The organism is Streptomyces sp. NPDC054956 (assembly GCF_053609185.1).
Window position 1 is genome coordinate 34,955 of sequence record NZ_JBSGXB010000018.1, and the last position, 17,253, is coordinate 52,207.

15 protein-coding genes are annotated in these 17,253 nt (G+C 75.3%); 8 read left to right on the forward strand and 7 right to left on the reverse strand.

Going from position 1 to position 17,253, the window contains the following annotated elements:
- Window positions 1-212 precede the first annotated feature (212 nt).
- On the reverse strand, window positions 213-1,052 hold the full coding sequence (locus tag ACWGDE_RS05940; protein WP_453387743.1) for a helix-turn-helix transcriptional regulator: 840 nt from the start codon (window positions 1,050-1,052) through the stop codon (window positions 213-215).
- A 151-nt stretch (window positions 1,053-1,203) separates the two neighbouring features.
- On the opposite strand from ACWGDE_RS05940, the gene ACWGDE_RS05945 reads away from it, so the two are divergent.
- Window positions 1,204-1,965: an SDR family oxidoreductase gene (locus ACWGDE_RS05945; protein WP_453387744.1), complete on the forward strand. Its 762-nt coding sequence runs from the start codon at window positions 1,204-1,206 to the stop codon at window positions 1,963-1,965.
- A 7-nt stretch (window positions 1,966-1,972) separates the two neighbouring features.
- On the opposite strand, the gene ACWGDE_RS05950 is transcribed toward ACWGDE_RS05945, so the two are convergent.
- On the reverse strand, window positions 1,973-3,958 hold the full coding sequence (locus ACWGDE_RS05950) for a sigma-70 family RNA polymerase sigma factor (RefSeq protein ID WP_453387745.1): 1,986 nt from the start codon (window positions 3,956-3,958) through the stop codon (window positions 1,973-1,975).
- 88 nt (window positions 3,959-4,046) lie between these two features.
- Complete coding sequence (locus tag ACWGDE_RS05955; protein WP_453387746.1) at window positions 4,047-4,370, reverse strand: YciI family protein; 324 nt, start codon at window positions 4,368-4,370, stop codon at window positions 4,047-4,049.
- Between the two features lie 202 nt (window positions 4,371-4,572).
- Here ACWGDE_RS05955 and ACWGDE_RS05960 point away from each other — a divergent pair, with 202 nt between their 5' ends.
- The 4 genes from ACWGDE_RS05960 (at window position 4,573) to ACWGDE_RS05975 (ending at window position 7,738) form a co-directional block, all read left to right on the forward strand.
- A complete protein-coding gene (locus ACWGDE_RS05960; protein WP_453387747.1) occupies window positions 4,573-5,244 on the forward strand; it encodes a DUF998 domain-containing protein in 672 nt (223 codons plus the stop codon).
- Window positions 5,245-5,430: 186 nt separating this feature from the next.
- Window positions 5,431-6,054, forward strand: a complete 624-nt coding sequence (locus ACWGDE_RS05965; RefSeq protein WP_453387756.1) for a metal ABC transporter ATP-binding protein — start codon at window positions 5,431-5,433, stop codon at window positions 6,052-6,054.
- A gap of 11 nt (window positions 6,055-6,065) precedes the next feature.
- Window positions 6,066-6,947, forward strand: coding sequence for a metal ABC transporter permease (locus ACWGDE_RS05970; RefSeq protein WP_453387757.1), 882 nt, complete (start codon window positions 6,066-6,068; stop codon window positions 6,945-6,947).
- Complete coding sequence (locus ACWGDE_RS05975) at window positions 6,902-7,738, forward strand: metal ABC transporter solute-binding protein, Zn/Mn family (protein ID WP_453387748.1); 837 nt, start codon at window positions 6,902-6,904, stop codon at window positions 7,736-7,738. Before ACWGDE_RS05970 ends, ACWGDE_RS05975 begins: the two co-directional genes overlap by 46 nt.
- A 98-nt stretch (window positions 7,739-7,836) precedes the next feature.
- On the opposite strand, the gene ACWGDE_RS05980 is transcribed toward ACWGDE_RS05975, so the two are convergent.
- Both ACWGDE_RS05980 and ACWGDE_RS05985 read right to left on the reverse strand, forming a co-directional pair.
- Complete coding sequence (locus ACWGDE_RS05980; RefSeq protein WP_453387749.1) at window positions 7,837-9,510, reverse strand: class I adenylate-forming enzyme family protein; 1,674 nt, start codon at window positions 9,508-9,510, stop codon at window positions 7,837-7,839.
- On the reverse strand, window positions 9,507-11,408 hold the full coding sequence (locus ACWGDE_RS05985) for a CoA transferase (RefSeq protein WP_453387750.1): 1,902 nt from the start codon (window positions 11,406-11,408) through the stop codon (window positions 9,507-9,509). Before ACWGDE_RS05985 ends, ACWGDE_RS05980 begins: the two co-directional genes overlap by 4 nt.
- A gap of 217 nt (window positions 11,409-11,625) precedes the next feature.
- Between ACWGDE_RS05985 and ACWGDE_RS05990 the strand changes: the two genes are divergently transcribed.
- Window positions 11,626-12,762 carry an acyl-CoA dehydrogenase family protein gene (locus ACWGDE_RS05990; RefSeq protein WP_453387758.1) on the forward strand — a complete coding sequence of 379 codons (1,137 nt, stop codon included), beginning with the start codon at window positions 11,626-11,628 and terminating at the stop codon, window positions 12,760-12,762.
- Window positions 12,763-12,841: 79 nt separating this feature from the next.
- On the opposite strand, the gene ACWGDE_RS05995 is transcribed toward ACWGDE_RS05990, so the two are convergent.
- Both ACWGDE_RS05995 and ACWGDE_RS06000 read right to left on the reverse strand, forming a co-directional pair.
- Window positions 12,842-13,981: a sugar ABC transporter permease gene (locus ACWGDE_RS05995; protein WP_453387751.1), complete on the reverse strand. Its 1,140-nt coding sequence runs from the start codon at window positions 13,979-13,981 to the stop codon at window positions 12,842-12,844.
- Window positions 13,978-15,132 carry an MFS transporter gene (locus ACWGDE_RS06000; RefSeq protein WP_453387752.1) on the reverse strand — a complete coding sequence of 385 codons (1,155 nt, stop codon included), beginning with the start codon at window positions 15,130-15,132 and terminating at the stop codon, window positions 13,978-13,980. Before ACWGDE_RS06000 ends, ACWGDE_RS05995 begins: the two co-directional genes overlap by 4 nt.
- Before the next feature lie 415 nt (window positions 15,133-15,547).
- Between ACWGDE_RS06000 and ACWGDE_RS06005 the strand changes: the two genes are divergently transcribed.
- Window positions 15,548-16,357: a hypothetical protein gene (locus ACWGDE_RS06005; protein ID WP_453387753.1), complete on the forward strand. Its 810-nt coding sequence runs from the start codon at window positions 15,548-15,550 to the stop codon at window positions 16,355-16,357.
- Window positions 16,358-16,503: 146 nt separating this feature from the next.
- Complete coding sequence (locus ACWGDE_RS06010; RefSeq protein ID WP_453387754.1) at window positions 16,504-17,178, forward strand: sigma-70 family RNA polymerase sigma factor; 675 nt, start codon at window positions 16,504-16,506, stop codon at window positions 17,176-17,178.
- The last annotated feature ends 75 nt before the right edge of the window (window positions 17,179-17,253 follow it).

The window sequence follows — 17,253 nt, forward strand, 5'->3', positions numbered from 1 at the left end:
CTGCCCCAGTCAGGGATTCCGTCCGGCGCAATGGCAGCATGCATCTTCGACTCACCCCGGCGGACGCCGTCCCGGCACGCGGAGCCAGTCCTTCCCTTCAAGGCTAGGCCTGCCCGCCCCGGGTGTACAGATCGCTTCGGCCCCAGCCGCCTCGGCCGGCTCCGCCCCCGGCGTACGGCACGGGCAGGGAGGCGTACGCGGGCCTGGTCCGCTCAGTGGATCGGGCCCTGAGCGGTTTGCCGGGTCAGGAGGGCCAGGCGGTCCGCCGTCGGGGAGCCGGGGGTGAAGGTGTAGGCGACGAGGAGTTGGTCCGGGTCGCCGGGGAGGGTCAGGGTTTCGTAGCCGAACTCCAGCTCGCCGGCCACGGCGTGCACCAGCCGCTTCACCCCGTACGTCTTCTCCTTGACCTGGTGGTCGGCCCACAGGCGGCGGAAGTCCGGGCTCTTCACCGAGAGTTCGCCGACCAGGGCGGACAGGGCCGGGTCGTCCGGGTGGCGGCCGGCGTCCAGGCGCAGGTACGCCACCGTCTCGGCGGCCACCGCGGCCCAGTCCGGATAGCAGACGGGCGCGCTGGGGTCGAGGAACACCTGACGGGCCTGGTTGCGTTCGGCGGAAGGTTTCGCCGAGAAGCCGGCTATGGCGTCGGCGAGCTCGTTCCAGGCCAGGACGTCCATGCGCCGGCCCAGGACGAAGGCCGGGGTGCCGGACATGTTGTCCAGGAGGAGGCGCAGTCCCGGGCGGACGTTCTGGCGATCGCGGGTCGCGGCCCGGCGGGCGGCCTTCGCCGGGCGGATCAGGTCCCGCAGGTGCGCCTGCTCGGTGTGGTCCAGCCGCAGCACCCGGCCGATCGCCTCCAGGACCGCGTCCGACACGTTCTGCCCGCGGCCCTGCTCCAGCCGGATGTAGTAGTCCACGCTCACCCCGGCGAGCTGCGCGACCTCCTCGCGGCGCAGCCCCGGCACGCGGCGCCGGCCGTACGAGGGCAGGCCCACCTCCTCGGGCCGGATGCGGGCGCGCCGCGATTGCAGGAAACCGCTGAGGTCGTTGTCCATGCCCGCGAGCCTAGGGCGTCGCGTGAGGCCCAGCCTGGTACTGGCAGACCCAGGACGAGCGCAGCCCTGGGTAGCGGTGGTCGCGCGTCGCAGAGTGATCGCGTCAGGGGGCGCAGAGAAGCCCCTCCCACCGTGATCAGGAGCAACGACCATGAGCTACGACACCCTCTCCGGCCGTACCGCGGTCGTCACCGGAGCCGCCAGCGGTATGGGCGAGGCCATCGCGCGGCTGCTCGCCGCCAACGGAGCCCGCGTGGCGCTGCTGGCCCGCCGCGCGGACCGGCTCGAAGGGATCGCCGCCAAGATCGTCGCCGGGGGTGGGGCGGCGCTGGCCGTCCCCGTGGACGTCACCGACCAGGCGTCGGTGGACTCCGCGGCCTCGGCGGTCCACGAGGCGTACGGGCCGGCCGACCTGGTCGTCAACGCCGCCGGGGTGATGCTGCCGAACCCCGTGGAGGACGGCCGCATCGACGAGTGGACCCGCATGATCGACACCAACGTGACGGGGGTCCTGCGGATCGTCCGCGCCTTCACCGCGGACCTGACCGCCGCCGCGGCCGCGGGGCGGCCCGCCGACCTGGTCAACATCTCCTCCATCGGCGCGCACCTGACGTTCCCCAACTACGCCGTCTACGGCGCCACCAAGGCCGCGCTCACCCATCTGTCGACGATGCTGCGCACCGAGTTCGGGCCGCGCGACGTCCGCGTCACCAACATCGAGCCCGGGCTGACCCACACCGAACTGGGCCTGCACATGGACAACTCCGCGCTGTCGGACGAGCTCCAGGGCATGTTCGACGCAATCGGCTCGCTGGCCGCCGAGGAGATCGCCGACATCGTCGGCTTCGTCGCCACCCGTCCCCGGCACGTCAACCTGCGGCAGGTGATCGTCCTGCCCACCCGGCAAGCGTGACCGGCGTCTACCGGTCCCCCGGCTTCAGTTGGCGCAGGGTGTAGCCCCTGTGCGTGGGGTCCAGGGGTTTGGTGGCCTGTTTGAAGAGGTGTTCGGCCCGTTCGTACGAGAGCCTGCGGCGGCCCGTGTCCGGGCACAGGTCGGGCTCCGCCGGGGTGCGGGCGGGGCCCGGGCGGCGGTCGGAGAGGAACACCGGGCCGCGGGTCCGGCCGGCCAGGAGCTGCGGGAGGAGCCGGGCGGTTCCGGAGCGCCAGGTCAGCCAGGTGCCGCCCGCGCGGGCCCGGCGGTCGTCCAGGTCCAGGTCCTCGACGTCGAGCGACAGGGCCGCCTTGGCTCCGGAGGCGGACTCGTGGAGGAGCCGCCACAGCGTGCGTTCGCGCAGCGGCAGGTCCGCGTCGGTCCACAGCGCGTCGAGCTGCGCCTGCTCGAGCGGCGCGGTCCGGGGGCGGGTTTCGGCCCGGCGGTCCAGGCCCGCCGCGAGGTCGTCCAGGCGGGCCCAGGCACCGAAGGACCGGACCGCCGAGCGGTGCCGGTTCCAGGTCTTGGCCGCGGCCCCGCCCCACGCCGTCGCGAAGACCCTGCTCACCTCGTCGGCCGTCAGGGAGTCGAGCGGCAGCTGCTCGCCGAGGGACAGGCACAGGCGGCGCAGGGTCTGGGCGTACGAGCGGACCGTCGCGGGGTCGAGGTCTTCGCGGCCCAGGAAGGCCCGGGCGGTCTCGCCGAGGCAGGCTCCCGGCGGGCCGGTGGCGCCGGCCTCGTCCGCGCGCCGGTGCAGGAAGGCGCGCTCGGCGGCGTTCCTGGTGAGGGACGCGGCCCGCTGGAACTCCAGGCGTGCTTCCCCGTGCCGGCCCAGCCGGGCCAGCAGGTCTCCCCTGACGCTGGGCAGCAGGTGGTAGTCGCGCAGCGCGGGGTCGGCGATCAGGGAGTCGACGAGGTCGAGCCCGGCCCGCGGCCCGTACGCCATCCCGAGTGCGACCGCGCGGTTGAGCCGCACGACCGGGGTGGGCAGCAGCCGCTCGAGCGCCTCGTACAGGGCCGCGATCTGCGCCCAGTCGGTGTCCTCGCTGGTCCGTGCCTGGGCGTGGCAGACGGCGATGGCCGCCTGGAGCACGTACGGGCCGGGAGCGGCGCCGATCTCCCGGGCCCGCAGCATCGCGGTGAAGCCGCGGCGGATGAGCAGCTGGTCCCAGCGGCCCCGGTTCTGCTCGTGCAGCTGGACGGGCTCGCCCGACGGGCCGGTGCGCGCGGCCGACCGGGACGCCTGGATCTCCATCAGCGCGACCAGCCCGTGCACCTCGGCCTCCCGCGGCGCCAGCTCGGCCAGCAGCCGGCCCAGCCGCAGGGCTTCCAGGCAGAGCCCCGGGCGCATCAGGTCGTCGCCGGAGGTGGCGGAGTAACCCTCGTTGAAGATCAGGTAGATGACGTCCAGTACGGAGGACAGGCGCCGGGCCAGTTCGGCGCCCTCCGGCAGGTCGAAGGGGACGCGTTCCTCGGCCAGGGTCCGTTTGGCTCCGGCGATGCGCTGGGTGACCGTCTGCGCGGTGACGAGGAAGGCCCGGGCGATCTCCTCGGCCGTGAGCCCGCCGAGCAGACGGAGCGTGAGGGCGGCCCGGGCCTCGGGCGGCAGCACGGGGTGGCAGGAGATGAGCATCAGCCGCAGGACGTCGTCCTGTTCCGGGTCCTGATCGGGGTCCGGGTCGTGGTCGGCGTACTGCGCGCGGCCCAGCTCGTGGGCGAGCTGCTCCTGCTTGCGTCCGAGGCGTTCGGAGCGCCGGATGTGGTCCACGGCCCGGCGTTTGGCGATGGCCGTCAGCCAGGCGCCGGGATTGTCCGGGACCCCCGTGGCGGGCCACTGTTCGAGCGCGGCGACGAGCGCGTCCTGGGCCAGCTCCTCGGCGAGGCCGACGTCGCGGACCATGCGGGTGAGGCCGGCGATGATCTTTGCCGACTCGAGTTTCCAGACCGCGTCGATCGTGCGATGGGCATCCGGCACAGGGCTGATGACAGCACCCGCCCGGCTGGTGTGCAAGCCGGGCGGGTGGTCGATCGTTCCCGTTCGGGGTCCGGGCGGGTCGTTCGGGTCAGGGGCCGAAGACCTGCTGGATCACGCTCTCGCCGTCGCCGACGATCCGGCGGAAGCGGCGGGCCAGTTCGATGGCCTCCTCCTTGGACCGGACCTCGATCAGCGCGAAGCCGGCCACGGCCTCCTTGGCCTCGGCGAACGGCCCGTCCATGACGGTGATCTCCTCGCCGACCGAGGTCAGCCGGACCCCGCCCGGCTCCAGGCCTCCGGTGGCCAGCAGGACGCCGGCCGCCGTCAGCTCCTCGATGAACTTGCCCATCTCCGCGTACAGGTTCTCGTCGGGGACGGTGTCGTTGGGCTTGGTGGTCATCAAGTAGCGCATGAGGGCTCTCTCTTCTCGTCGTGCGGTTCTCGTGCGGTTCTCGTGCGGTTCTCGTGCGGCTCTTCCTGCGGTTCTTCCCGCGGTGCTTCTGCCTCTACGTCGAACAGGACCATGTGACAGGGAACGGCGACATTCCCTGTCACATCACCGGATCGACGTAGGGGCAGAAGCACCGCACGACGATCCCCGGAGGAAACCCGCCATGACCACCACCGCTCAGCTCCCCGCCACCGCTGCCGCCCCCACCGCCTCCCCCTCCACCCGCACCCTCCTCGGCGTCGCCGTCGTGGCGCAGCCGCTCTGGGCGGTCGTGGCCCTGGCCCAGGCCGCCACCCGCGAGGGGTACGACATCACCCGCCACCCGCTGAGCGCGCTGAGCAACGGCTCGCTCGGCTGGCTCCAGATCACCAACTTCGTGCTCGCCGGCCTCCTGACCGTCATCGGGGCCACGGGCCTGCGCCGGGCCATGCGGGGCACGCCCGGCGGGGTCTGGGCGCCGCAGCTGGTGCGGATCAGCGGGATCGGCATGATCGCCGCGGGAGCCTTCGTGATGGACCCGGCCGACGGTTTCCCCGTCGGCACCCCGTACGGGATGCCCGCCACACTCAGCTGGCACAGCTACGCCCACTTCGCCGCCGGGTCCGTCACCTTCACCGCGCTGATCGCCGCCTGCTACGTACTGGGACGCCACTTCGGCCGCGCCGGGGACCGCCGCGGCGCCATCGCCTCCCGCGTCGCCGGCACCGCCCTGCTCCTCGGCAACGGCTGGGCGATGAGCGGCGGCACGGCCGGCACCCTGACCCTGGCCGTCGGCGTGATCACCGCGATGGTCTGGATCGCCGCCACCGCCGCCCGGTTCCGCCGCGGCCTCTAGACCGCGACGAGAAGGGGACGAGGGCCCGGGCCGCATCGCGGACCGGGCCCTCGAGGCGTGCCCGGCGCCCGGATCCGTAAGGGATCGAAGGAATCGAAGGAATCGGCGGGCTCCGGAACCCCGGGGGCCCGCCGCGCGACTACCTGCGTGCGTGACACGACGCCGGTGGAAGCGGAGGGCTTGGGGATGGGCGGGCTGGACGTGCGGATGGAGGGGGTGGGGTGCCGGCACGGGCGGGTCGAGGCCGTGGCCGGCGTCGACCTGGAGATCGCGGCCGGCGAACGCGTCGCCCTGACCGGGACCAACGGCTCGGGCAAGACCACGCTGCTGCGCGCCGTACTCGGACTGCACCGGCAGGTCACCGGCACGATCCTGGTCGGCGGCCGGCACACGGACGCGGCCTGGCGGCGGCGGGCGTGCGCCTGGATCCCGCAGAAGCCCGCCGGCGGACGCTTCCCGCTGCTCGGCGGCGAGCTGCTCGCCAGCAGCGGTGACCCCCTGGCGGCCGCCGAAGCCGCGGACCGGCTGGGCGTGGGGCCGCTGACCGAGCGGCCGCTGCACACCCTGTCCGGCGGGCAGTTGCAGCGGATGTACCTGGCCCGGGCCATCGGATGCGTGGCCGCCGGGGCCGGGGTGCTGCTCGCCGACGAGCCCACCGCCGCCCTCGACTTCGCCGGTCAGGACGAGGCGGCCGACGTACTGACCGCGCTGCCCGTGACCCTCGTCGTCGTCACGCACGACCGGGCGCTCGCCGAGCGCTGCGACCGCGTACTGGAGATGGCCGCCGGCCGGCTGCGGGAGGTCCGGTGAGCGCGGTGGACATGGCGGGCACCACCCTCGCCGCCGGGGCCGACCTCGGCACCCTGCTCCAGCTGGTCCCCGTGCAGCGGGCGGGCATCGCCCTGCTGCTGGCCGCCGTCGGGCTGCCCGTGATCGGTGTGGTCATCGTCGGGCTGGACATCATGCCGGTGCGGTTCGCGATGATGCACGTCGCGCTGCTGGGCATCGCCGTCGGCCTGCTCACCGGCCTGGACCCCATGCTGTGCGCGCTGGTCGCCTGCGCCCTGGCCGGAGCCGGGGTCGCCCCGCTGGCCCGGACCCCGGACGGGCTGTCCGGGGCGATGGGGCTGCTGATGAGCCTCGCGATCGCCGCCGCGCTCCTGGTCCTGGCGGTCTCCGGGGTGAACGCCTCGGGCGCCTTCGCCCTGCTGTGGGGCTCCATCCTGTCCGTCGGCACCGCCGACCTCGTGGTGCTCGGGATGCTGGCCGTCCTCGTACCCGGACTGTTCTGGTGGCGGCGGCGCGATGTGGCGCTGCTGCTGTACGACCGTGAGCTCGCGCAGTGTTCGGGGGTGCCCGTGCGGGCGCTGACCGCCGTCCTGCTGGTGCTCGTCGCGGTCGCGGTCGCCGGGGCCATCAAGCTCACCGGCGCCCTGCTCGTCGACGCCCTGACCCTGCTGCCCGCCCTGGCGGCGCGGCGGCTGGGCACCTCGCTGAAGTCGATCACGGGGTGGGCGGTCGCGATCGGCGTCTTCGTCAACCTCACGGGCTTCCTCATCGCCCTCTGGCTGGACTGGCCTCCCGGTCCGGTCCTCGTCCTCACCGCGGGGATGCTCGTCCTCGCGGTCCACCTCGTTCCCGAACGGAGAATCAGCTCATGGCGCCGCGAACCCGCGTCCGCAGCACTTCCCTCCTCGCACTGAGCACGGCACTCGGCCTGGCCCTGGCCCTGGTGACCGGCTGCGGCGACAGCGACAGCGACAGCGGCACCGGTGGGACGGGCGGTGCCGGCGCCGCCAAGAGCGGCAAGCCCGTCGTCGTCGTGACCACCACCTGGGAGGGGGCCTTCGCCAAGGCCGCCGGCGCCGAGGACGTCAAGGTGATCGTGCCGCAGTCCGTGCACCACGCGCCGGACTACGACCCCAAGCCCTCCGACCTCGCCGCCGTCGGCAAGGCCGACTTCGTGCTGTACGCGCCGTTCGAGCCGTACGCCGCGAAGATCAAGGAGGCCGCCGGATCGAAGGCGAAGCTGGTGGAGGTCGGCCTCGACAACGACGCCGACAAGGTGAAGACCGAAGTGGCCCGGCTGGGCAAGCTGTTCGGCACCGAGGACGCAGCCGCGAAGTGGACGGCGGCCTTCGACGCCGAGTACGGCCGGGTCTCGAAGGACGTGCAGGCCTCGTGGCCGGGCGGGAAGAGCCCTGCCGTGGTGAGCCAGGTCTTCTCCACCTGGTCCGCGAAGCTCGCCGGGGCCACGCCGGTCGGCACGTACGGGCCCGAGGCGGTCACCCCGGCGCAGCTGGCCGAGCTGTCCGCGAAGAAGCCGGCGCTGGTCCTGGACAACGCGCACATGTCGACCGGGACCGTCCTGCCCGACTCGGGCGCGAAGCAGGTGGAGATCGTCAACTACCCGGGGACCGACCTCGACCTGCTGCCGGTCTACCGCAACGCCGCGGCCGAGCTGAAGAAGGCCATGGGCGGGTCGGCCTCCTGACGCCGTAAGGCCCGGCGAAAGGCCCGGCGAAAGGCCCAGCGAAAGGCCCAGGGCGGGGTGGTCCTCGACGGACCGCCCCGCCCTGCGCGTTCCCTCCGTTACGCCGCCACCGCGCCGGCCTGCGCCAGGCGCTCGCGCAGGGCCGCCCGGTCGGGCTTGCCCGCCGGGGTCAGCGGCAACTCGCCCAGTACGAGGAGCCGTTCGGGGTGCTTGCGGCGCTCCAGGCCGCGCCGCGTGAGGTGTTCGCCCAGCGAGCCGAGGGTGGGGGTCTGCGAGCCGCGCGGTACGACGCATGCGGCGAGCCGCTCGCCCATCAGCTCGTCCGGCACGCCGACGCACACGATGTCCCGTACCTGGGCGTGGGAGGACAGCTCGCGTTCGACTTCGGCGGGGCTGATGTTGGCGCCGCCGCGGATGACGACGTCCTTCAGGCGGCCCACGACGTGCAGGACGCCCTCCTTGTCGATGAAACCGAGGTCTCCGGTGCGGACCCAGCCCTCGGGCGTGCGGTACCGGGCGTCCAGGTCGGGCGAGGCGACGTAGCACATGGGGGTCATCGGGCCGCGCGCGATGATCTCCCCGACCTCGCCGTCCGGCAGTTGTTCGTGCGTCTCGGTGTCGGCGATGCGGATGTCGGCGACCCGGGGGTCGGGGCGGCCGGCCGCTACGCCCGGGCCCGCGTACTCGGCTTCCGGGGTGGCCGCGCCGAGTCCGGTGTGGCAGTTGACCCCGTCGGCCGAGCCGTAGAGATTGACCACCGGACAGCCGAAGACGCGGCTCGCCTGCTCGGCCGTGGTCTCGTCGAGGGGGGCGCCGCCGACGATCACGGCGGTGGGGGCGGGGAGTTCACCCTCCTCGTTCTCCCCGGCCTCCGCCTCCAGGCGGTCGAGCATCATGCGGATCATCGTCGGCACGCCGAAGACGTGGGTGGGCCGGTGCTCGCGCAGCGCCGCGAGGGCCGCCTCGGGGGTGAAGTGGTCGAGCACGACGAGCGTTCCGCCGTGCCGGGCGAGGGTCACCGCGGTGCCGCTGGAGCCGAAGGCGGTGGCGAGCGGTACGAGGAACAGGCAGCGGGGCGGCGTCCCGTCGGGCATCAGGGAGGCGAGGAAGTTGCCACGGCCGCCGGCGAGCGCGTTGTGGGAGTACGCGATCATCTTCGGCTCGGCTTCCGAGCCCGATGACACCAGGATGCGGGCGGCGCTGTCGGGATCGGGCCGGGCGGGCACGAAGGCGGCCGGGTCGGAACGCAGCAGCGAGGCGAGCTGAATCGTTCCTTCAGGCGCCGTTCCCGCCGGTCCGGCGGCGATCACGTGGCGCAGCGCGGGCAGTTCCGCGGCGAGGTCCTGCAGATCCGCGGCGTGCCGGTTGCCCCGGTGCTCCACGGCGGCGACGACGGCGACGGCCTCGGCCCGGCGCAGCAGGCACCGGGCCTCCGCGCTGCCGCGGCCCACGGGGAAGGGCAGCACCACCGCGCCGAGGGCCGCCAGGGCCAGATCGGCGATCACCGCGTTGCGCCCGCTGGGGAGCTGCACGCCGACCACGTCCCCCGGCCCTATGCCGAGCTCCTTGAGTCCGGTGGCCAGACAGCGCACCTTGCGGTCCAGGGCGGTGTAACAGAGCTTGCCCTTGGAATCGATGACCGCGGTGTGGTGCAGGTCGGCGATCTGGCGGGCCCGGAAGAGGCTGTAGAGGTCGAGGTCGGGACAGGTCCCGTCGACGGCCCAGGAGCGGCGCAGGCCGGCGGGCAGCAGGTCGTGCAGGGCGACGGTCATGCGAAGCTCCAGGGGTCGGGAACGGCAGGGGCACCGTGCGCGTCCCGGCTGATCGAGCCGGCGAAGCGCGGGTCGTGGTGCAGATCGGCGAGGTCGGTGGTGACGGCGGTCGCCGCCAGGCCGCGTCCGCGCAGCGCGCGCAGGGCGTCCTCGGTGGACAGGCCGGCGAGGCCGTGGGCGGCGGCGGTCGCCGCGCAGGCGCCGGCGTCCGCGTCGGCGGGGGCTATCCAGCCGTCGGCGGTCCGCAGCGGCGTACGGAATCCGGCGGGCCGGCGGGGGTTGTCCCCGGCCCGGGAGCGGCGCAGGGCCGGGAGGGTGAGGACGTCGGCGGCGCCCAGCAGCGAGGAGTCCACGCGCACCCCGCGCCCGGTGCGCTCGCGCAGCAGCAGCCCCGCGAGGACCGCCTCGGCGCCGAGCAGCCCGCCCAGGACGTCGAGCAGGGTCATCAGGGAGGGCGCGGGCACCTCGCCCTCGCGGCGGACGGCCTCCCCCACTCCGGTACGGGCCTGGACCATGAAGTCGGTGCCCATCGGGGCATCGGTGATCCGGCCCGTCCCCCAGCCGCCGGTGTACGCGTACACGAGCGCGGGGTTCACCGCCGCGAGGTCCTCGTGGTCGAGGGACAGCTCGGCCGCCTTCCCCGGGGCCCAGTTGTGCAGGAAGACGTCGGCGCCGGCCGCCAGCTCCCGGAGCCGGAGCCGGTCCTCCGGCGACTTGATGTCGATCTCCACGGCGGCCTTGCCCCGGTTCAGCGCCAGCCAGCGCGCGGAGACCCCCGAGCAGGCGGGCGGCATTCCGCGCAGCGGGTCACCGCCCGGCGGCTCGATCCGGACGATCTCGGCGCCGAGCAGCCCGAGCAGATGGGCCGCGAGCGGCGCCTGGATGCGGCGGCCGGCCTCCAGCACGGTCAGCCCGGCCAGGGGCTTGGCCGGCCGCGGGGCGGCGGGCGCGGAGTGCGGGAGGCCGCTGCCGGGGCCGTACGGGAGCCAGGGCTCGGAGCCGTACGCGGTCCCCGCGCCGTACGGGGCCAGGGTCCACGGGGCAGCGCCGTCCTGCTCGGCGGCGCGCTCGGCGAGGCTCCGCAGCCGGCAGACCTCGGCTCCCGAGGCCGCCGCCGCGTCCCGGATCCGCTGCCAGCCGTGTGCGCGGGTGGTGGCGTGCAGGGCCGCGGGGAAGGGGGCGCAGGCGGTGGCGTACCGGAACTGGAAGGGCCGCCAGCCGGCCCGTATCGCGTCGGCGGGGGCTTCCAGGGCCCGCCAGAATCCGGCCCAGGCGCCCGGGTCGAGGGTCTCCAGCTCGAAGAGGGTGCCGTCTGCGGAGGTGAAGGGCGGGCCGCCCGGGGCCAGTTCGGCGGCTTCGCCCTCGTCGGCGCCGGTCGCCGCGAGGTACTGGGAGACGACCAGCAGCCCGGCCCGGTCCACGTACGTGGCCGCGCCGGCGGACGAGCCGCCCCTGGCCTGCGCGAGCAGGCCGGCGAGCAGGCCCTGGGTGGTGAGGACGGCCGTGGCGGTGAGGGCGTAGTCGACGGCGAGGCCGCGCGGGTCGCCGTCGCGGCGGCCGTGGACGGCCATGATGCCGGTGGCGGCCTGGGCGGTCGCCTCGTCGGTGATGCCGGTGCCCGCGCCCGTGCCCGACGGCGTGCCCGTACCGTCCGCGGTCGCGGACCAGACGATGGTGGCGGTGGCCCCGGAGGCGGGAAGGTCGCCGCCGACGCCGGTGCCGCTCAGGGTGACCCGGCCCGACCGGTCGTCCCCCGGCGCGGCCGGTCCCGTACCGGCGGCGGCTCCCAGCAGCTTCAGGTGCTCGGCCACCGGTCCGGTGAGGGCGGCCGGCCCCGAGGTGGTGAAGTGCAGGCCGTCGAGTGGCCGAGCGGTCTGGGTGACGGCTGGTGACGCCATGCCTCTCCTCTTCTCCGGGTCCCGGCGGTGGGCCGGGACCGCTGCTGATCCGTTCGCGGGAACCAAGGGGCGGGCGCGCCCGACCAGTTCCTCGGGGAGGCAGTCGGACTGTCGTTCCCACGGGTTCCCGGCGGGCTGGAGGAAAGTGGTGGAGATCCGAGTGGCGGAAAACCGGGGGACGACGGTCACCAGCTCCCACGAACTCCCGTCCACAGCAGTGGTGTTGAAGGATCAGGTGGCCGAGTTCGTACGGCAGCGGGTCATCCCCCGCGAGCCCGTGCTGGACGCGGGCGGCCCCCCGGCCGCGAAGGCGCTGCGGGAGGCCCAGGACGAGGCGAGGGCGGCGGGCCTGTGGGCGCTGCCGCTCCCCGCCGAACTGGGCGGCCAGGGGCTGGGCTTGGCCGCGTACGCCGCCCTGGCCGAGGCCGAGGGGGCGAGCGACCACGGGCCGGCGGCACTGGGATCGGCGACGCTGCTGGACGCCACGATGCTGCGGCGCCACGGCGGCGAGCGCGTGCGCGCCCTGTACCCCGGGCGGCTGACGGCCGGGGAGCTGCGCGCCTGCTACGCCATGACGGAGCCCGACGTGCCGGGCACCGACCCGTTCCTCACCGCCACCCGCGGCGTCGAACAGGCGGACGGGAGCTGGCTGGTGAGCGGCCGCAAATGGTTCACCTCGCACGCCGCAGAGGCGGACCTGGTCACCGTCCTGGTCCGCACGGACGGGGAGCCGGCCGACCGGGAGGGGCTCTCCCTGCTGGTGGTCCCGGCCTCCGCGCCGGGGTTCCGGGTGGTGCGCGAGCTGCCCGTGTTCGGCGCGTCCGGGCAGTGGGAGATCGAGTTCGACCGGGTCCGCGTACCCGCCGACCACCTCCTCGGCGAGCGCGGCCGGGCCCTCGACATCGCCGGGGAGCGGCTCCAGCTAGGCCGCACCCTGCGCTGCCTGCGCTGGCTGGGCCAGGCGCAGCGCGCGTTCGACCTCATGTGCGAGCGGGTGGGTTCCCGTACGGGATCGCGCGGGCCGCTCGCCGGCCATCAGCTCGTCCAGCAGCACGTCTTCGAGGCGCTGCTGGCCCTGCGCACCACCCGTCCCCTCGTCCACGAGGCCGTGGCCAGGATCGATGCCGGGCTGGACGCGCACGTCGAGGTGGGCCTGGCCAAGGTCGCGGCGGCGCGCATGCTCCAGCAGGTGACGGACTCCGCGATCCAGATCCACGGCGCGGCCGGCCTGGGCCCCGACACCGCGCTCCCCGCCCTCTACCGCTCCGGCCGCACCGCCCGCATCCTCGACGGCCCGGACGAACTCCACATCACGTCGGTGGCCGGACGCGTCCTGCGGGGCTACGGGGCGTAGCGCGGGTACGCGGGACAGCGCGGGCACCCGTGACAGGGCGGGCCTCCGAGGCAGCTCGGGGATCCCCGACAGCGCCGGGTCAGACGTCCCGGATGTCGAGCAGGCCCGTCAGCTCGGCCAGCCCCAGCGCCAGGAAGAAGGTCCCCCACACCAGTTCGTGCCGGACCGCGATGCCCTTCTCCGCGTCGTAGCAGCCGTCCAGCAGCCTGCCCCGCGACAGGTGCGCCCCGGCCAGCCGTTCCAGGATCGCGGCCGCGCGGGCCGCGTACCGCGCGGCGTCGGGGCCCGGGACGCGGGCGAGCTTCAGCAGCGCCACGGCCGTGATGGCTGCGGCCGAGGTGTCCAGGGGGCCGTCGGGCAGCGCCGCGTCGGCCGGCGGGACGAGGGCCGCGTCCGGCCCGGCCCAGATGTCGGCCAGCAGCTCGGCCGACTCGCGCGGACTCCCCGTCAGCCGCACGGCGACCTCGGGCCGGTGCAGTACGTCGGCCAGCGCGAGCAGCAGCCAGGCCCGGCCCCTGCTCCAGCCGGCCGGCGGCTCCGCACACGCCCGCCACCCCCGACCCGCCACGAACTCCCGGGCGGGAACGAGCCCGGGACCGGGACCGCCGGCCGGGTCGGGAGGTGTGAGGCAGAGGGTCAGGTGGCGGGCCAGGTGGGATGCGGCCGCCTTGGCACCGGTGAGGCCCGCCGAGGCCAGGAGGGGGACCGTGCCCGGGACCCCGTCCACACGGGCCAGCAGCCGGGGGCCGCCGAAGGCCGATCCCCAGGGGACCAGGCCCAGTTCCGCGTCCACGGCCGCCAGGCAGGCTCCGGCAGCCCGCGTACGGAGCTCGCGCGCGGCCGGGTCACCGGCGGCCAGTGCGGTGCCGTACCAGAGGATCAGCCCGCGCGTGGAGGTGTCGGTGTCCACCCAGTCGGCCAGCCGCGCGGTGCACGCGGAGGCGGCGGCGCGGTCCGCCGGGGCTCCGGTGTGCCGGGCCCGCAGCCAGAGCAGCCCCGCCCAGAAGCCGCCGGCCCACGAGCCGCGGCCGGTGGTCGTCCAGCGGCCCGTCTCCGGGTCGGCGTACAGCGGGAACCGGTCCCCGGCTTCGGCCGCCCCGGCGGCGACCCGGTCGAGGACCTCCGCCAGCGCCCGTCCTGCCCACCGCGGCCCGTCCCCGGTGCCGAGTCCCGTGGCCGCGGCCGCCCGTTCGGGCCCCGGCCCGCGTGCGCCGCTCATGCCGCGGCCACCGCTCGCGCGCGCCGTTCCCGTACCGCCCAGGTCGTGGCGACGGCGCAGGACAGTGCGAACTCGGCGGCCACCAGGAGCCAGCCCGTCCCGTACCGGCCCGCGTCCGCGAGGGGGCCGAAGAGGGGCGGTCCCACGGCGAAGCCGGTGAAGAATCCGGCGGCCACCAGCGCGGAGTCCTGGCCGGCGCGGCCCGGGGCGGAGCGCTGCATCACCAGCACCATCGAGACGGCGTTGGCCGACACCGCGAACACCCCGACGGCCACCGCGCCCACCCAGACCAGCGGCCGCGCGGCCTGCGCCGCCGCCAGCAGTGCGGCCGCCACCACGGCTCCGGCCGCCAGCCCGCCCGGCAGCCACTGCGCGCGACCGGGCCGGGCCGCCTTCGACCAGCCCACCCGTCCGCCGATGCCCGCGACGCCGAGCACCGCGACCAGGGCCCCGGCCGCGGTGGCTCCCATGCCGAGGCGCTGCGCCCCGAACAGGGCCAGGTACGTGTTGACCGAGGCGATCCCGCAGCCCAGGAACAGGGAGAAGACCGCCAGCCAGGCGATGTCGCCGCGGGGCACGAGCGAGGAGCGCGGCGGCGCTGCCTTCGGCGGAGGGTCTGCGGGCAGGGCGCGGTGCGCCCAGAGCGCCGCCAGCGCGGCGAGCGCCGCCGCCGTCCACACCGCCCCGCGCCAGCCGGCCGCGGCGGCCAGCGCCGTGAGCGGCAGCCCGGCCGCGAAGGCCCCCAGCTGGACGCCGGACTGCTTCATGCCGGTCACCGGCCCGCGCCGGTCGGGGGCGACGGCGGCCAGGATCGCCTTGTTGGTCGCCGGGTTGGCCAGGGCTTGGGGCAGCCCGCCCAGCGCGACGGCGGCGAGGAGGAAACCGGGACCGGGCGCGGCGCCGATCAGCGCGAGCGTCGCGGCGGAGACCGAGAGGAGGAGCACGAGGGAACGGCGCGGGCCGGTCCGGTCCACGAGGCGGCCGCCGAACGGCGACAGCAGGGCCGCGGTACCGAAGCCGATCGTGGTCGTCAGGCCGAGTACGGCCGGGGAGACGCCCAGTTCGGCCACCAGCCTCGGGCCGAGCGCGCCGAAGAGGAACAGCTGCAGCATCGAGAAGGCCATGGCGCCGGTGAGCAGCGCCGTCAGCATGCGATGGCCTCCGGCGGTCGCCCCGGCGGCAGTGTCGACGCCCGTCCCGGCGGCCTGCCCGGAGACTGCCCCGGCGGCCGGCACAACGGTCGGCCCGGCGGCCGGCATGGCCGTCGTCGCCCGCGGCCCGGATGCGTCCGCGGCCCCGGTCCCTCGCTCCCCCGGCGCCTTCGCCGGTGTGCTCCGCTCCCCCACCGCGCGCTCCGTTCCCACTGCCCCGCCTCCGGTCCGGATCAGGAGTCGGACGGGTGAACGGCCGGGTTCCCGGGGGGTGTTGTGGCGTACGCCACAGCCCTGGCGCCCGCCTAGAGCGGGGCATGAGAAAAGCTGATGCCCTCTGTCCTCGCCCCGGGGTCGGTGCAACGATGACCACGCCATGACTCCGAGTCGATGTTGCCGCGCGGTGCGGGCTGCGATGTTCGCGGCCACCTGCGTGCTGCTCGCATCCCTCGGGCACGTCCTCATGTCCGGGGCCGCCGTGCCGTGGCGGGCGATGGGGGCGGCGTTCGCCGTCACCGCCGTCGCCGGCTGGGGGCTCGCGGGGCGTGAGCGCGGCCTGTTGGCCATCACCTCCGCGACCGTCGGGGTCCAGGCCGCGCTGCACGGCGGGTTCTCGCTCGCCCAGGCGATGGCCGACCGCCTCGCGGTTCCTGCGGCCGCCTCCGCCGGCGCACCCTCCGCCGCCTCGGGTTCCCTCGGGTCGTTACGGGGCCCGGGGGCCTCGGCGGCCGCGGACTCCCTGGGCGATCTCGTCCAGCGGTGGGTCCCGTACCTGCTCTGCTCCCCGCCCGCGCTCCCGGCCGTACCGCCGCCGGGCACCGGCAGCCATTCCGAGCACGCCATGCACTCCATGCACTCCATGGACGCAGCGCACGCGCTGTCCGACGGCTCCGCGGTCTCCATGGCGATGCCCGTGCCCGCGGACATGGCCGCCGGGCACGGCATGGTCTCCATGTCGCCGCTCGGCATGCTCGCCGGCCACCTCCTCGCCGCCCTGCTCTGCGGGCTCTGGCTCGCGTACGGGGACCGGGGCGCCTTCCGCGTCCTGCGCGCCTTCGCCGCACGGCTCCTCGTACCGCTGCGGCCGCTCTTCCGCCTGCCCGCGCCGCCGCACCGGCCGCGTGTCCGCTGCCGCCGGGACCACCGGGCACGGCCCCTGCGCAGCCTCCTGCTCGCCGACGCCCTCACCTCACGGGGTCCGCCTCCCGGGACCGCTGTCATCTGACAGCCGGCTCCCCGACGCGCCACGGGCCCACCGCCCCGCGCCTCGGGCATCGGCCATGCCGTCCGGCTGGCCGTACCCGTTCACGGGCTCCGACGTGCCCCCGCACAGCAGGCACCGGATCCCGGATCCCAGAAGGACATCAGGCGATGACCCCTGCCCTGCTCACCCGCCCGACCGCCGCGACCAGCGCCGCGAGCACTCCCACGCCCAGCGCCGCGACCACGGCGGTCACCGCCCCCGAGGCCTCCGCACGCCACGCCGCCGGCCCCGACGAGGCGGTCACCCTGCTCGCGCTCGCCGCCCGCGACGGCGATCCCGCCGCCGTGGACCGGTTCGTCCGCGCCGTGCAGCGCGACGTCCGCCGCTACGTCTCCTACCTCAGCGCCGACCCGCAGTCCGCCGACGACCTCACCCAGGAGACCTTCCTGCGCGCGCTCGGCAGCCTGCACCGCTTCGAGGGCCGCTCCTCCGCCCGTACCTGGCTGCTCTCCATCGCCCGGCGGACCGTCGTGGACAGCCTCCGCCACAAGGCGGCCCGCCCCAGGATCGCCGACAGAGACGACTGGCAGACCGCCGCCGAGCAGACCCAGCCGCGCGGCCTGCCGGGCTTCGAGGACGGAGTCGCCCTCGCGGAACTCCTGGCGGAGATCCCCGACGAGCGGCGCGAGGTCTTCGTCCTCACGCAGCTCCTGGGCCTCCCGTACGCCGAGGCGGCCCTCATGCTCGGCTGCCCGATCGGCACCGTCCGCTCCCGCGTGGCCCGCGCGCGCTCGTCGCTGATCGACCTGCTCACGGACGCCGAGGCCCCGCTCGCCGCCTGACCGGCCCAGGCCCGCACCCGTGCGCGGCGGAGGCGGCAACGCAGCCGCCCACCACCCCGGATCCCCGACACAAGC

Excerpts from the sequence above, each read along its gene's own strand:
- ACWGDE_RS06005 (WP_453387753.1), top strand. The coding sequence starts at position 15,548 with ATGTTCGCGGCCACCTGCGTGCTGCTCGCATCCCTCGGGCACGTCCTC.
- ACWGDE_RS06000 (WP_453387752.1), bottom strand. The coding sequence starts at position 15,132 with ATGCTGACGGCGCTGCTCACCGGCGCCATGGCCTTCTCGATGCTGCAG.
- ACWGDE_RS05955 (WP_453387746.1), bottom strand. The coding sequence starts at position 4,370 with ATGCGCTACTTGATGACCACCAAGCCCAACGACACCGTCCCCGACGAG.
- ACWGDE_RS05995 (WP_453387751.1), bottom strand. The coding sequence starts at position 13,981 with ATGAGCGGCGCACGCGGGCCGGGGCCCGAACGGGCGGCCGCGGCCACG.
- ACWGDE_RS05970 (WP_453387757.1), top strand. The coding sequence starts at position 6,066 with ATGGCGGGCACCACCCTCGCCGCCGGGGCCGACCTCGGCACCCTGCTC.
- ACWGDE_RS05980 (WP_453387749.1), bottom strand. The coding sequence starts at position 9,510 with ATGACCGTCGCCCTGCACGACCTGCTGCCCGCCGGCCTGCGCCGCTCC.
- ACWGDE_RS05940 (WP_453387743.1), bottom strand. The coding sequence starts at position 1,052 with ATGGACAACGACCTCAGCGGTTTCCTGCAATCGCGGCGCGCCCGCATC.
- ACWGDE_RS05960 (WP_453387747.1), top strand. The coding sequence starts at position 4,573 with ATGACCACCACCGCTCAGCTCCCCGCCACCGCTGCCGCCCCCACCGCC.
- ACWGDE_RS05945 (WP_453387744.1), top strand. The coding sequence starts at position 1,204 with ATGAGCTACGACACCCTCTCCGGCCGTACCGCGGTCGTCACCGGAGCC.
- ACWGDE_RS05985 (WP_453387750.1), bottom strand. The coding sequence starts at position 11,408 with ATGGCGTCACCAGCCGTCACCCAGACCGCTCGGCCACTCGACGGCCTG.
- ACWGDE_RS06010 (WP_453387754.1), top strand. The coding sequence starts at position 16,504 with ATGACCCCTGCCCTGCTCACCCGCCCGACCGCCGCGACCAGCGCCGCG.
- ACWGDE_RS05975 (WP_453387748.1), top strand. The coding sequence starts at position 6,902 with ATGGCGCCGCGAACCCGCGTCCGCAGCACTTCCCTCCTCGCACTGAGC.
- ACWGDE_RS05965 (WP_453387756.1), top strand. The coding sequence starts at position 5,431 with ATGGGCGGGCTGGACGTGCGGATGGAGGGGGTGGGGTGCCGGCACGGG.